Annotated in this window: 12 protein-coding genes; 8 read left to right on the top strand and 4 right to left on the bottom strand. The window is 69.5% G+C overall.

The genetic code is table 11. The annotated features are described in order from the left end of the window. Positions 1–906, top strand: a complete 906-nt coding sequence (locus ESP51_RS00975; RefSeq protein WP_373426243.1) for a serine hydrolase — start codon at positions 1–3, stop codon at positions 904–906. A 98-nt stretch (positions 907–1004) separates the two neighbouring features. Here the strand turns inward: ESP51_RS00975 and ESP51_RS00970 are convergent, their stop codons facing one another. Both ESP51_RS00970 and ESP51_RS00965 read right to left on the bottom strand, forming a co-directional pair. Then, on the bottom strand, positions 1005–2507 hold the full coding sequence (locus tag ESP51_RS00970; protein ID WP_129519004.1) for an alpha/beta hydrolase: 1503 nt from the start codon (positions 2505–2507) through the stop codon (positions 1005–1007). Between the two features lie 9 nt (positions 2508–2516). Continuing rightward, positions 2517–3938, bottom strand: a complete 1422-nt coding sequence (locus tag ESP51_RS00965; protein WP_129519003.1) for an aminopeptidase P family protein — start codon at positions 3936–3938, stop codon at positions 2517–2519. 183 nt (positions 3939–4121) lie between these two features. Here ESP51_RS00965 and ESP51_RS00960 point away from each other — a divergent pair, with 183 nt between their 5' ends. Further along, positions 4122–4496 carry an avidin-fold protein gene (locus ESP51_RS00960; protein WP_206737140.1) on the top strand — a complete coding sequence of 125 codons (375 nt, stop codon included), beginning with the start codon at positions 4122–4124 and terminating at the stop codon, positions 4494–4496. Positions 4497–4523: 27 nt separating this feature from the next. Here the strand turns inward: ESP51_RS00960 and ESP51_RS00955 are convergent, their stop codons facing one another. After that, a complete protein-coding gene (locus ESP51_RS00955) occupies positions 4524–5084 on the bottom strand; it encodes an Lrp/AsnC family transcriptional regulator (protein WP_164990340.1) in 561 nt (186 codons plus the stop codon). A gap of 175 nt (positions 5085–5259) precedes the next feature. On the opposite strand from ESP51_RS00955, the gene ESP51_RS00950 reads away from it, so the two are divergent. From ESP51_RS00950 to ESP51_RS00930, 5 genes are read left to right on the top strand one after another with little or no spacing between them, the layout of a single operon-like run. Next, positions 5260–6843 carry an ABC transporter substrate-binding protein gene (locus ESP51_RS00950; RefSeq protein ID WP_129519001.1) on the top strand — a complete coding sequence of 528 codons (1584 nt, stop codon included), beginning with the start codon at positions 5260–5262 and terminating at the stop codon, positions 6841–6843. Next, positions 6827–7900 carry an ABC transporter permease gene (locus ESP51_RS00945; RefSeq protein ID WP_129519000.1) on the top strand — a complete coding sequence of 358 codons (1074 nt, stop codon included), beginning with the start codon at positions 6827–6829 and terminating at the stop codon, positions 7898–7900. Before ESP51_RS00950 ends, ESP51_RS00945 begins: the two co-directional genes overlap by 17 nt. Continuing rightward, a complete protein-coding gene (locus tag ESP51_RS00940) occupies positions 7897–8793 on the top strand; it encodes an ABC transporter permease (protein ID WP_206737139.1) in 897 nt (298 codons plus the stop codon). The genes ESP51_RS00945 and ESP51_RS00940 overlap by 4 nt, the downstream gene beginning before the upstream one ends. Continuing rightward, complete coding sequence (locus ESP51_RS00935) at positions 8790–9662, top strand: ABC transporter ATP-binding protein (protein WP_241842904.1); 873 nt, start codon at positions 8790–8792, stop codon at positions 9660–9662. The genes ESP51_RS00940 and ESP51_RS00935 overlap by 4 nt, the downstream gene beginning before the upstream one ends. After that, positions 9659–10435: an ABC transporter ATP-binding protein gene (locus ESP51_RS00930; RefSeq protein ID WP_129518999.1), complete on the top strand. Its 777-nt coding sequence runs from the start codon at positions 9659–9661 to the stop codon at positions 10433–10435. The genes ESP51_RS00935 and ESP51_RS00930 overlap by 4 nt, the downstream gene beginning before the upstream one ends. Positions 10436–10470: 35 nt before the next feature. Here ESP51_RS00930 and ESP51_RS00925 read toward each other — a convergent pair whose 3' ends face one another. Further along, entirely contained in the window at positions 10471–10878 is a 408-nt protein-coding gene (locus tag ESP51_RS00925; protein ID WP_129518998.1) for an NUDIX hydrolase, read from the bottom strand. 143 nt (positions 10879–11021) lie between these two features. Here ESP51_RS00925 and ESP51_RS00920 point away from each other — a divergent pair, with 143 nt between their 5' ends. Continuing rightward, positions 11022–13898, top strand: a complete 2877-nt coding sequence (locus ESP51_RS00920; RefSeq protein ID WP_129518997.1) for a PKD domain-containing protein — start codon at positions 11022–11024, stop codon at positions 13896–13898. Positions 13899–13910 lie beyond the last annotated feature (12 nt).

Here is a 13910-nt window from a genome sequence, read left to right as displayed (position 1 = left end):
GTGACGTCGTCGCAGGGTTCCGAGCGACGAGCGCGACACGCCAGCATCCGGCGCGGACGGCATCGCACGGAGGAGCCCAACGAGAACTTCTCTCGCGGCTTCCACTCCCTCGGCGAACTGGCGCTCGCCGGCGTGCAGGTCTCGGCACGCGCCACCGATCTCGCGACCGGCAAGGTGCTGTTCTCGGTCGACGACCACGTCGTGATGCCCACGGCCTCGATCGGCAAGGTGCTGCTCCTCGTCGAGGTGGCCTCTCGCCTCGCGGGCACGAGCGCCGAGGCGTTCACCGTGCTCGATCGTGCCCCTCGCGACTCCGTCGGCGACTCGGGCATCTGGCAGCACATGCAGTCGCCGTCGCTGCCGCTCGCCGACCTCGCGTCGCTCATCGGTGCGACGAGCGACAACCTCGCCACGAACGTGCTCATCCGCTACGTCGGCCTCGAAGCGGTGCGGGCCCGCACCGAGACGCTCGGCCTCACCCGCACGGCGTTGCTCGACCTCGTGCGCGACCACCGCGGCCCCGACGACGCCCCGCAGCTCTCGATCGGCTCGGCGAAAGAGCTCACGTGGCTCTTCGCCTCGCTTGCGCGCGGCGAGATCGTGAGCCCCGAGGTCTCGCAACGGGTCGTCGGATGGCTCTCCCTCAACTCCGACCTGTCGATGGTCGCGAGCGCGTTCGGCCTCGACCCGCTCGCCCACCGCATGCCCGACCACAACGTGCTGCTCATGAACAAGACCGGCACCGACGGCGGCGTGCGCAGCGAAGTGGGGGTGCTCCGCGGACCGCGGGCGAGCGTGTCGTACGCCGTGTCGATGTACTTCGCCGACACGATGCTCTCGTCGCGCCTCGCGGTGCTCGACGGCATGCACCAAGTGGGCCTCGACCTGCTCGAGTACGTGCACTGACCGCCCCGGTGGTTGAGTAGCGCCCGGCGAAGCCGGCCGCGGTGGTTGAGTAGCGCCCGGCGAAGCCGGCCGCGTATCGAAACCACCCTCGGAGAGACTCAGCCCTCCGTCGTGAGCATCGCGATCCCCTCGAGCACCGCGACGTGCGTCTCGCGCGCCGCGAGCACTCGGAAGTGCCCCGCCACCGGCACGCGCACGTTCGTGGCGCCGTCGAGCACGCTGCCGTCGGGCACGTGCGGATCGTACGTGCCGAACACCGAGACGATGCGGGCGTTGACCGATGCCGCGCTGCCGAGCATCACGATCGTCTCGTCGCTCGGCAGCAGCGCCCTGATGCTCGGGTCGCGGAACAGCCGCGCCCGCCGGGCGCCGCCGAAGGGCGTGCATACGCCGACGACCCCGCGGATGCCGAGCGCGCCGGCGCGATCGCTGCTGTCGTCGCCGCCGACGAGCAGGTACTTGCCGATGAGCCCGCCCTTGCTGTGCCCGACGATGACGCGACCCGCCCGAGGCACGGTCACCCGGGCGAGGGCCCGCTCGAGCCGCGCTGCCGTCTCGGCGATGCCGAGCCGGTTCGGACCGAGTCCGTGCACGACGATCACCCGATGGCCCGCGGCGTTCAGCGCATCGCCGAGCGGTCGCAGGAACGACCAGTGCTCGTACACGCCGGGCAGCAGCACGACGTCGGGCTTCGCCGGGTCGCCTCTCCGCCAGTGCGGCGGTGGCCGCCGTGCGCCGACGAGGGCGAGCTGGCGGCCGGCGGCATAGGCGTAGTCGCGGACCCACCAGCCGAGGGCGCTCAGCCGATTCATCCGCTCGGCTCTCAGCGGTTGTGCCGGCATCGCCACGAAGCGCCCGACCTGCTCGCCGCGAGCATGACGCACGATCAGCTCGGCGACGCGCAGGTTCTCGGTGACCATCGTCTCGTGACCGCGGCCCGGCACCTCGGCCACGCGGCCCTTCGGCACGAGCGCCGCCACCTCCGCGGCCCAGTAGCGCGGCACGACCTTGTCGGTCTCGCCGCGGATGACGAGGGTCTCGGCCTGCACGAGCGGCAGCGTCTGCTCCATGCGGTGCTCGAGCATCGGGCGCAGGTTGGCGGCGTACCAGCGCGGCCCGGCCTTCGCATAGGCCGTGAGCCCGAGCGCGATCACCTTCGGGTTCAAGACCGCGATGTCCTGCAGGAATCGCAGCGTCTGCTTCGCGAGCGTGCGCTCGCGAGGGTTCACGGTCGGCCCGATGAGCACGAGGCGGTCGACGAGCTGCGGATGCCGCGCCGCCGTCTCCGCGGCGATCTGCGCGCCCGTGGAATGCCCCACGAGCACTGCGCGGCCGATGCCCTCGGCGACGAGCAACTCGGCCAGGAGCTCACCCGACTCAGCCATGCTGAGCGGTTCCCGCGGCTCGGGCGAGTCGCCGAACCCCGGCAGGTCGAGGGCGTACACCGTGCCCACCGACTCGAGCACGGTGGCGAGTCCATTCCAGTACCTGTGCTCCATGCCGATGCCGTGCAGGAGCACGAAGGCGGGCCCGGAGGCGACGCCGGTCTGCCGGATGACGATCACGTGCTCGCCGCTCCGGAACTCGCGAGTCGTCGGCATGCCCGCAGTCTATGCGGGGGACTCCCGCAGCCAGGCCTCGATGCCCTTGGCGTCGATCGGCAACGCCGCGGTGAGCACCTCATGCCCCGTCGCCGTCACGAGCAGGTCGTCTTCGATGCGGATGCCGATGCCGCGCAACTCGGGCGGCACCGTGAGGTCGTTCGCCTGGAAGTAGAGGCCGGGTTCCACGGTGAGGACCGCTCCGGGCCGGAGCGGCTCAGCGAGGTATCGTTCTTCGCCGATCTTCGCGCAATCGTGCACGTCGAGTCCGAGATGGTGCCCGGTGCCGCTCGGGAGGTATCGACGGTGCTGCTGCCCCCTCGGTGACATGGCCTCGTCGACGGAGACCCGGAGGATGCCGAGCTCGTGCAGCGCGGTCGCGATCGACTCGTAGGCGGTGCTCCGCATGTCGAGGAACGACTTGCCGGGGCCGACCTCGGCCATCGCCGCGCGGTGCGCGCGCTCGACGAGGTCGTGCACCTCCCGCTGCGCAGGCGTGAAGGTGCCGTCGACGGGCAGCGAGCGGGTCACGTCTGCGGTGTACAGGGAGCGCGCTTCGACGCCGGCGTCGATGAGCACGACGTGCCCGGGAAGCACGGGGCCGTCGCACCGCGTCCAGTGCAGCGTGGGGGCATGCGGGCCGCTGCCGACGACGGTCGAGTACCCGACACCGTTTCCGAACGTCCTCGCGTGGCGCTCGAACGTGGCCTGCAACCAGCGCTCGCCGCCGAACTCGATGGCCGCCGGGAACTCGGCGGCGACCGCACGGAACCCGGCGACCGTGGCATCCACCGCGGAACGCAACTGCGCGATCTCCCAGTCGTCCTTCACGAGCTTCGCCGCCGAGAGCGCGACGGCGAGGTCGGCCGCCGGGGCGACCCGATCGATGACTCGAGGCTCGGGGGCGCCCGCCCCGAGTGCGTCGGCAGGAAGTGCGTCGAGCGCGTCGCCGAGGGCCTCGAGCGACCTGACGTCGACCTCGAGGGCGGTCGTCCACTCCGCGAGGCCCGCAGCCGGGCCGATCCAGAGCTCGCCGCGCAACGGGTCGGCGTAGAACGCCTCATCGCCTGCCGCGACGGGCTCCGGGATGAAGAGCGTCGCCTCGTGCCGGCCGCCGACCGGCGTCATGATGAGCACTGCGCCTTCGGCCTGGCAGGACGTCAGCCAGACGAAGTCGCTGTCGGGGCGGAAGCCGAACTCGGTGTCATTCGAGCGCACGTGCGATCGGCCGGCGGTCACGACGATCGTGCGCCCGGGGAACTGCTCCCCGATCGTTTCGCGGTGCCGACGTGCAGCGGGGCCGGCGCCGGCGATCACCTCGGCACGTCGATCGACGGGCCCCCAACCGGAGGCCAGGTAGCGGCGGAACTCCTCGGTATCGGGGAGCGGCTGGGTGCGGGGGTCGCGAGAGGCGAAGGGCTGTGGACGCATGGCCCCAAGTAAGCCAGCGGGCGCAAAAGGTCGTCAAGTCATCGCAACGCTGTTCGACGAAACATCCGGACCGAAGGCGACATCCGGTGCAGTTTGTCTCAGGTCACCACGATCTGGCACCGGGATTCGAGACGGAACGCGACTCGGTTGACACTCGTTTCGTCGCCTCCACACAATGTCGTCATGACCGGATCCGACCATCAGACCACCCCAGCCACGCTCGACGTCGACCTCGATCGGCGGGTGTTCGACATGGTCTCTTCCACCTCGAGCATCGTCGACCACGATGCCCCGACACGCTTCGTCTACCACGAGGCCGACGGCGTGCTGTGGGGGGAGTACGTCGGCGACACGGTTGAGGTCGGCCGCTTCTGCGGCGTGCGGAACCAGGCCCGGATCGACATCTCCTTCGTGCACCGCGGCCATGACGCCGAGACGACCACCGGGAACGCCTCGTCGACCATTTCGCGGAACGAGGACGGCACCCTCCTGCTCACCGAGAAGTTCCGCACGCCCGACGGCGTGCTCCACACGAGCGTCTGCCGCGAGGTCGTCTGAGCGCGGTCGGCCCGACCGGCTCGGCGGTCAGCGCCTCCGTCGATCGGGGACGCGTTGCGCGCGATCATCGCTCGTGCGCACGAATCGGGTCATGCCGAAGCGCTCACCGGAGTCCTCGACGGAGGAGGTGGCCGAGCGCGTCATCCGGAGCGAGACCTGAGCGCGCTCCTCGTCCATGAGGAAGACCGTCGTGGTCGCCTTGATCGACGGCCATTGCGCCAGCCGAGTGGCGACGAGTTCGTGGATGGCCGACACGTCGGGCGCGCGCACGAGGAGCATGGCGTCGTGCTCCCCGGTGGTCACCGCGAAATACTCGAGCTCGGGCACGGAGGACAGTCGCGCGCGGAAGTCGGCCCACTGGCTCTGCCGGAGGGTGATGAACACCATCGCCGCCACGCCGAGCCCGACGGCTGCCGGATCGATCTCGGCGTGAACCCCCTGGATGACCCCCGCCCGGGCGAGGGCTTCGTAGCGCGTGTAGGCGTTGGAACGTGAGATGCCGAGGTGCTCCGCCAGGGCGGCGACGGAGGTGCGGCCGTCTTCGCGCAGCACTTCGAGCATGCGAACGTGCGTGTCATCGAGTTGCATCCGAGACTCCATCTGTCCAGTCGCAGCAGTGAGGAAGGACTCCAATTGAGAGGATATGCCATGCAGTCGGCAGAATCGAGACAGATCTTCTTCGTTACCGCATCGATGATTGACGAATGATCTGCCCGCACACTACTTTCTCACTCATCCCTCCAATCAGATAAGGAGCACCACCTTGTCACGATCGTTCCGCCGCACAGCCCGGCGCGGCGCGGCTGCCCTCGGCGTGGCCCTTGCGGCCTCGCTCGCGTTCAGCGCCTGCTCGCCCACGGCCACCACCGACTCCGCCGCCGGCACGTCGCTCGTCGTCGATGCCTCGTTCGACCTGAAGACCGCCGACCCCAACCGGGAGTACGAGACCACCGGGGGGATCGTCGCGAAGGCCCTCTACGAGACGCTCCTCACGTTCGACGGCGACGACGTCACGGCGCCCGTCGACGGGCTCGCGAGCTATGAGATCAGCGACGACAACACGGTCGTGACGCTCACCATGAACGAGGGCCACAAGTTCTCCGACGGTTCGGATGTGACGGTCGACGACGCGGTGTTCTCACTGCAGCGCGTACAGGGCCTCAAGGGCAACCCATCGTTCCTGCTCGACGGCGTGACGATCGAGAAGACCTCCGAGACGACGCTTACGCTGACCTCCGAGTCGCCGAACCCGGCGCTTCCGTTCATCCTGCCGAATCCGGCGCTCGGCGTGGTCAACCAGGAGGTCGTCGAGGAGAACGGCGGCAGCGCCACCACCGACGACGACGCCGAGACGTTCCTCAACACCGAGTCGGCGGGCTCGGGCCCCTACATCCTCGAGTCCTTCGACGCGGCATCCCAGGTGGTGTTCACCGCGAACCCCGAGTACACCGGCACGAAGCCCGCGTACGAGCGAGTGGTGCTCCGCAACGTGCAGGGTCCGACGCAGAAGCTCAACGTCGAGGCCGGCGACTCGCAAGTGGCGCTGGACCTCAATCCCGACCAGGTCTCCGAGCTCGACACCTCGAAGGTCTCGATCATTGCGAACCCCTCGCGGTACATGATCTTCCTGTTCCTGAACCAGAACCCCGCGGTCAACGAGATCACGAGCAACCCGAAGTTCCTCGAGGCGTTCAAGCTCGGCATCGACTACGACAAGATCGTCGATCTGGCCGGTGAGGGCTCCATTCGTCCGGGCGGCTTCATCCCGTCGATCTTCAACGGGGCCCTCGACGCGGCCGACGGCAACCAGTTCGACGCCGACGCGGCAGCGGCGGCGCTCGCCGAGTCCGGCTATGCCGGCGAGGAGGTCACGCTGAACTTCCCGAACGACATCACCGTGCAGGGGCTCTCCCTCCAGAGCGTCGCGGAGTCGGTTCAGGCGCAGCTCAAGGAGGTGGGCATCAACATCACGCTCGCCCCCGCACCCGTCGCCACCGAGCTCGACGCCTACCGCGACGGCAAGGAGACGGTCGGCCTCTGGTACTGGGGTCCCGACTTCCCCGACCCGTCGAACTACCTGGCCTTCACGCCGGGCGAGCTCGTGGGCCTGCGGGCCGGCTGGGCACCCGGCGCCGACCCCATGGTGACCGAGCTGGCGACCGCTGCCGTGACGGCGACCGACCCCGACGCGCGCGCCGCCGCGTATGGAGAGCTGCAGAAGGCGCAGAACGCGAGCGGGCCGTTCATCCCGCTGCTCCAGCCGGCGCAGAACGTGGTGACCGCGACGAGCATCACCGCGGTGCCGCTCAACCCCACCTGGACCGTCGATCTTGCCGGAATCGAGTAGCGCGGCTCCCGAGAAGCAGGGCGCGCGAGCGGGCATCCACCCGCTCGCGCGCTACCTCGGCGTCAGGGCGGGCCTGACGATCCTCCTGCTCTTCGGGGTGACGCTCGTCACGTTCACCCTCACGAACCTCGTGCCCGCCGATCCGGTGCAGGCGGCGCTCGGCGAGCAGGCCGCCGCGAACCCCGAGATCGTGGCGCAGTTCCGCGCGAACGCAGGTCTCGACCAGCCCCTCCCAGTGCAATACGTGACCTACCTCGGCAACGTCCTCCAGGGCGACCTGGGGGTGTCGCAGCAGACGCGTGCGCCCGTCGCCGATGACCTCGGCAAGGCGTTCCCGGCGACCGCGGAGCTCGCGCTCGCCGCCATCCTGATCTCCATCGTCCTCGGGGTCGGACTCGGAATGTGGGCGGCGCTGCGACGGCGCACGATCACCGACCAAGTGATCCGCGTCGTGAGCCTCATTGGCATCTCGGTGCCGTCGTTCTGGCTCGCCCTCGTCGTCTACTTCGTGTTCTTCTCGCAATTGCGCTGGTTCCCGGGCTCCGGACGGCTCTCGCCCGCGGCGATCCCGCCGCCGAAGGTGACCGGCATGTACACCGTCGACTCCCTGCTCGCGGGCCAGTGGGCCACGTTCGGCGACGCGGTCGCGCACCTGATCCTGCCGGCCGCGGTGCTAGCGCTCTACACGATCGGCCTCCTCACGCGCTTCGCGAGGTCGGCCATCCTCGAGGTGCTCGACCTCGACTACGTGCGTGCCGCCCGCGCCAAGGGGCTCCCGGGCCGCGTGGTCGTCAGCCGGTACGTGCTGCGCGGCGCGCTCGTGCCGATCATCACGGTGCTCGGCGTCGCGTTCGGCTCGCTGCTCTCGGGCACGGTGCTCGTCGAGAAGGTCTACTCCTGGCACGGGCTGGGTGAGTACGCCTACTCGGCTGCCACCAAGCTCGACCTGCCCGCCATCATGGGCGTCGGCCTCGTCGTCGGATGCGTCTACATCGGGTTGAACTTCCTGGTCGACGTGCTCTACGGCTTCATCGACCCGAGGGTGAGGGTGGCATGACCGAACGTGGCATGACCGACGTGCTCGCCGTCCAGACCCGTCGCAAGGGTCGGCTGCGCATCTCGAAGCAGCTCCGCACGCCGCTCGCCATCACGGGTGGGGCCATCGTGGTGTTCTGGCTGGTCATCGCGCTGCTCGCGCCGTCGATCAGTCCATACGATCCGCTCGCCCAAGACTTCGAGCGGCTGCAGGCTCCGGGCGCCGAGCACTGGTTCGGCACCGACCAGGTCGGTCGTGACGTGCTGTCGCGCGTCGTCTCGGGTGCGCAGGTGTCGATCCCGCTCGCTCTCATGCTCGTCGTGTTCGCGATGCTCATCGGCTCGGTGCTCGGGGCGATCGCGGGCTACTTCGGCAAGGCGATCGACGAGATGATCATGCGGATCGCCGACCTCGTGTTCGCGTTCCCGACGATCATCCTCGCGATGGTGATCGCGGCGGCGCTCGGCCCGAGCCTGACGAATGCCGTCATCGCGATGCTCATCGTGTCGTGGCCGGCCTATGCCCGCGTCACCCGGTCGCTCGTGCTGGGTGCGCGCAACGCCGAGTACGTGATCGCGGGGCGGTTGCTCGGCAACGGCCCGTTCACGTCGCTCGGCAAGGACATCCTGCCGAATGTCATCTCGCCCGTCGTCGTGCTCGCGACGCTCGACGTCGGAACGGCGATCCTCCTGCTCTCCGGGCTGTCGTTCCTCGGCCTCGGCGCGGTGCCGCCCACGCCCGACTGGGGTTCGATGGTCGCCGACGGCGTGCAGCAGTTCTCGTCGTGGTGGATCGCGGCATTCCCGGGCCTCGCCATTCTCACGGTGGTGCTCGCCTTCAACTTCCTCGGCGACGCCCTCCGCGACGCCCTCGATCCGCGGTCGCAAGAGGCCGTGCAGGGGAGGGCACTGTGAGCGACAACACGGTGGGCACAACGAACCGACTCGAGGCGACCGACCCGGGCGGCGCGCCCCGCGGCGGCGTCGTCATCTCGGGTCTCACCCTGAGCTTCGGCCGCGGCGAGGCGCGCAAGGAGATCCTGCGAGGCATCGACCTCGACGTGCCCGCCGGGAAGATCACGGGTCTCGCGGGCGAGTCGGGCTCGGGCAAGACCATGACGGGCCTGGCCGTGTGCGGACTGCTCCCGGCCGGCGCCGACCTCGGCGGCAGCATCCGCTTCGAGGACACCGAGCTCATCGGCCTCAAGCAGCGCAGCATGAACCGCTTCCGCGGAGCGAAGATCGCCATGATCTTCCAGGACCCCTCGGCGAGCCTGCACCCGATGCTCACGATCGAGGCGCAGCTCGTCGACCACTACCGCCATCACACCGGTGCGTCGAAGCGGGCTGGGCGCGAACGCGCGCTCGAGATGCTCGGACTCGTCGCCGTGCCGCACCCCGAGGCTGCACTGCGGAAGTATCCGCACCAGTTCTCGGGCGGCCAGCTGCAGCGCATCGCCATCGCGTCGGCGCTCATGTGCGAGCCGTCGGTGCTCATCGCCGACGAACCGACCACCGCGCTCGACGTCACCGTGCAGGCCGGCATCCTCCGTCTCTTGCGAAAGCTGTGCGACGAGCTCGGCATCGCGATCATCCTCGTGACGCACGACCTCGGGGTGATGTCGGCGCTCGCCGACACGATCGCGGTGATGCGCATGGGCGAGATCGTCGAGCACGGCGATCGGTACGAGGTCATCACCGCGCCGAGACATCCGTACACGAAGGCACTCATCGACGCACTGCCTGAATCCGGCGCGCGCTCGAGCGACGGGACCGAATCATGACCCTCTTGAAGCTCGACGACCTCGAGGTCTCGTACAAACTGCCCGGTCGCGGCTCGCTCAAGGCGGTCGACAGCGTGAGCTTCGACCTCGAACCACGCCAGGTGCTCGGGCTCGTGGGCGAATCCGGATGCGGCAAGTCGACGCTCGCGCGGGCGGTGTGCGGCCTCGAGCCCGCTTCGAGTGGCTCGATCTCGTTCAACGGCCGGCCCGTCGGCAAGCTCGGCCTGCGGAAGCGCGACCCCGCGCTCATGCGGATCCAGATGGTGTTCCAGAACCCGTTCGCCTCGCTCAACCCGCGGCGAACGATCGGCAGCCAGATCGAGGACGGACTGCGGGTGAATCCCGACCGCGACGCGTGGAGCGTGCCCGACCTGCTCGAGCACGTCGAGCTCGACCCGGCGAGCCGCTCGAGGTTCCCGCACCAGTTCTCGGGCGGCCAGCGCCAGCGGGTCGCGATCGCTCGCGCCATCGCGGCCGGCCCCGAGCTGCTCATCGGCGACGAGCCGATCGCGTCACTCGATGCGTCGCTGCAGGCCCGCATCGCGATCCTCATGCGCAACCTCGCCGTCGAGACGGGCGCGGCCCTGTTGTTCATCAGCCACGACCTCTCGGTCGTGCGGGTGATCGCGGACGACGTCGCCGTGATGAGCGCGGGTCGCATCGTCGAGCGCGGGCCGGTCGACCGGGTCTGGTCGGCGCCGGAGCATCCGTACACGCAGCGCCTGCTCGCGGCCATCCCCGTCGTCGACGGTCTGGGTGTGCTGCCGGGCTGACGCGCGCAGCTGCGCTCGGTTCCGCTTCGGCCGAGTCAGTCGATGACGCCGGATGCCGCGAGCCGGGCGAGTACCTCGGCTCCCGCCGGCGGGCAGCGGTGCGCGTCGGCCGTGGTCACCCAGTGCACGCTGCCGACCTCGGCCGAGGCTGCTGGCGCGGCATCCGTCTCGGCTCGGAACACCCGCATGCGCACGAGCCGGCCATGGGGCTCGCCGTGGGCCTGCACGACGACCTCGAAGAGCTCGTGGAGCGAGCTCGGGTCGAGGTCGAGGGCGACCTCTTCGCGGGCTTCGCGTGCCGCGGCATCCGCTGCGCTCTCGCCGTCGTCGATCTTGCCGCCGGGCATGTAGTAGACGTCGCGGTCGCGAGCGGTGACCATGAGCACGCGGCGCTCGCGCACGAGGGCGATCGCGGCGACGAGGAGGTCGGGCAGGTGCGGCATCCGTTCCACCCTAAGTGAGCATCGAGACACGATCCGGCGCCCACAACGGGGGGCAGGCGAACATGACGAATCCTCACGAACAGGGGTGCTTCGGTGATAGGCTCCAGTCACCCAGCGTCGTATCTCCCTCTGGAGGTTACTCGATGCGAACCCGCTCGATCATGCGCATCCGCGCCACTGCGATCACAGCCGCGCTCGTGCTCGCCATCGGTGCGGCATCGATCCCGACCGCGGCATTCGCGGCGGGTGCCCCACCGGCGGCGCCAGTGCTCGTCTCGCCGGCCAACGGGGCGACCGCACCGTCCGGAACACCGCTCACCGTCCAGGTGAGCGACCCCGACGACGCCTCGCTGCAGGTCGCGTTCCACGGAGCGCCGCGTCCAGCCACTCCGCCTCCGGGTGTCGGCGACCCCTTCACGTTCGTCGTGCTCCCTGATACGCAGAACTACGTCATCGAGCCGACCTTCAACCATGTCATGACGGCGCAGATGCAGTGGATCGTCGCCCAGCGCAACGCCCTCGACATGGCGTTCGTCGCGGGCGTGGGCGACATCGTCGACAACCACACGTCAGACGAGGATTGGGTGCGCGCGTCGGACAACCTCGCGATCATGGACGCCGGCGGGGTGCCGAACTCCGTGCTCCCGGGCAACCACGACTTCGACCTCACCACAGGCGACTTCAGCAAGTACAACCAGTACCTCCCCGTGAGCCGCTACCGCGATGCGTCCTGGAACTCACCCGCCGCGTCGTATGGCGGGTACTACGGGCAGAACCAGTTCGGGGTCGACGCCGCCGACCGGCAGAACATGAACAACTACGCGCTGTTCACGGCAGGAGGACTGGACTTCCTTCTCGTGAACATCGAGCTCAACGCCCCCGACGGGGTGCTGGCGTGGGCGCAACGCGTGCTCGATGCCCACCCGGCACGGCGGGCGATCGTCGCCACGCACGCGTATGTGAACGTCGCCGGGGAGCACAGCGCACAAGTGCAGCGCACGGATGTCCCGGGCAACAGCGGTGCCGCGATCTGGCAGAAGCTCGTCTATCCCAACTGCAACATCTTCCTCGTGGTCAACGGGCACTTCACGCAGGGACTCGACGGTGAGGCGAACCGCACCGATCCGAACGCGTGCGGCAAGCCTGTGCACGCAGCCCTCTCGGACTTCCAGGGGAGGCCGAACGGCGGCGACGGTTGGCTGCGCTACTACACGTTCACCCCCGCCGCCAACGAGATCCGGGCGACGACCTACTCGCCGTGGCTCAACCAGTACGAGACAGACGCCGACAGTTCCTTCGCCGTGGCCTATGAGATGGCGGCGCCGCCCGCCCTGCCGCAACTGGGCGTGCAGACGGTGGCTTCGGGCGCGTCCGGCTCCGTTCCACTTCCGGAGCTCGCCCCCGGGACCGTCTTCGATTGGTATGCGACTGTGAACGATGGCACGAGCGTGACGCGCGGTCCGACCTGGTCGGTGACGGTGTCGGAGCCGCCGCCGGCAGGCGTGCTGGCAGCGGATGCGTTCGGTCGCACCGTGGCGTCGGGGTGGGGTTCGGCCGAGACCGGTGGGCCCTGGTCGGTGAACTCGACGACCAAGTTCTCGGTCGCGAGCGGCGTTGGGCGGGTCGCGGCCAATGCGGGGTCGACGCTGAATGCGTCTCTCGGTCAGGTGTCGTCGTCGGCGATCGACGCGCACGCGAGCGTCGCGGTCGACAAGGTTCCGAACCAGTTGCTCAATGCGACCGTCGCGGGGCGCGTGGTCGGCGCGTCGCTCTACGGCGCCCGACTGCGGGTGAACCCGAACGGCTCGGTGCAGCTGCACATCGTGCGCGACGCCACCGCCTTGTCGGGCGGTACGTTGGCGGGCGTGACGGTGGCCGCGGGCACGCAGATGCGGGTGCGGGTGCAGGTCGTGGGTACCAACCCCACGGCGATCCGTGCCCGAGCGTGGCGGGTCGGCACGAGCGAGCCGTCGGCGTGGCAGTTCACCGCGGCCGACACGACCGCGGCCCTGCAGGGTCCGGGGAGCCTGCGCTTGAGCACGTATCTGAGCTCGTCGGCGACGAATGGCCCGGTCGTGGTCAGCTACGACGACCTCACCGCCACTACCATCGGCGGGCCGCCGCCACCGCCACCGCCGGCGAACGTGCCGCCGACGGCCGCCTTCACGTGGTCGGCCGACGGGCTGACCGTGAACGCGAACTCGTCGTCGTCGACGGACTCGGACGGCACCATCGTGTCGAGGTCGTGGGACTTCGGCGGCCAGTCCGGTGGGACTGGGATCACCGCATCGCACACCTACTCCGCCGCGGGTACCTACCCGGTCTCCCTGACCGTGACCGACGACGACGGCGCCTCGCACAGCGTCACCCAGTCGGTGACGGTGTCGCAGCCGCCGGTGGCAGGCGTGCTGGCGGCCGATGCGTTCGGTCGAACGGTGGCGTCGGGGTGGGGTTCGGCCGAGACCGGTGGGCCCTGGTCGGTGAACTCGACGACGAAGTTCTCGGTCTCGGGCGGCGCGGGCCGGGTCTCGGCGAATGCGGGGTCGACGCTCAATGCGTCGCTGGGCCAGGTTTCGTCGTCGGCGATCGATGTGCAGACGAGCCTCGCGGTGGACAAGCTTCCGAACCAGGTGCTCAATGCGACCGTCGCCGGGCGGGCGGTGGGCGCGTCGTTGTACGGCGCACGTGTACGGGTGAACCCGAACGGCTCGGTGGTGTTGCACGTCGTGCGTGACAGCACGGCCCTGTCGGGCGGCACGTTGTCGGGGATCACCGTGGCTGCGGGCACGCAGGTGCGGCTGCGGGTGCAGGTCGAGGGCACCAACCCCACCACGATCCGCGCCCGGGCGTGGTTGGCGAGTGCGACTGAGCCGTCGGCGTGGCAGTTCACGGCGACGGATGCCACGGCGGCCCTGCAGAGTCCGGGGAGCCTGCGCTTCAGCACGTACCTGAGCTCGTCGGCGACGAACGGCCCCGTCATCGTCAGCTACGACGACCTCTCCGCCACGACCATTCCCTGACTGGGGGGCCCG

Source organism: Agromyces albus, from assembly GCF_004134825.1.
Classification (GTDB): Bacteria; Actinomycetota; Actinomycetes; order Actinomycetales; family Microbacteriaceae; genus Agromyces; species Agromyces albus.
The sequence above is the reverse complement of the archived record's forward strand: the minus strand, read 5'-3'. Positions and strand labels throughout refer to the sequence as shown.

Coding starts and splice junctions, on each gene's coding strand:
- ESP51_RS00970 (WP_129519004.1), bottom strand. CDS start 2,507: ATGCCGACGACTCGCGAGTTCCGGAGCGGCGAGCACGTGATCGTCATC.
- ESP51_RS00965 (WP_129519003.1), bottom strand. CDS start 3,938: ATGCGTCCACAGCCCTTCGCCTCTCGCGACCCCCGCACCCAGCCGCTC.
- ESP51_RS00960 (WP_206737140.1), top strand. CDS start 4,122: ATGACCGGATCCGACCATCAGACCACCCCAGCCACGCTCGACGTCGAC.
- ESP51_RS00955 (WP_164990340.1), bottom strand. CDS start 5,084: ATGCAACTCGATGACACGCACGTTCGCATGCTCGAAGTGCTGCGCGAA.
- ESP51_RS00940 (WP_206737139.1), top strand. CDS start 7,897: ATGACCGAACGTGGCATGACCGACGTGCTCGCCGTCCAGACCCGTCGC.
- ESP51_RS00930 (WP_129518999.1), top strand. CDS start 9,659: ATGACCCTCTTGAAGCTCGACGACCTCGAGGTCTCGTACAAACTGCCC.
- ESP51_RS00925 (WP_129518998.1), bottom strand. CDS start 10,878: ATGCCGCACCTGCCCGACCTCCTCGTCGCCGCGATCGCCCTCGTGCGC.
- ESP51_RS00920 (WP_129518997.1), top strand. CDS start 11,022: ATGCGAACCCGCTCGATCATGCGCATCCGCGCCACTGCGATCACAGCC.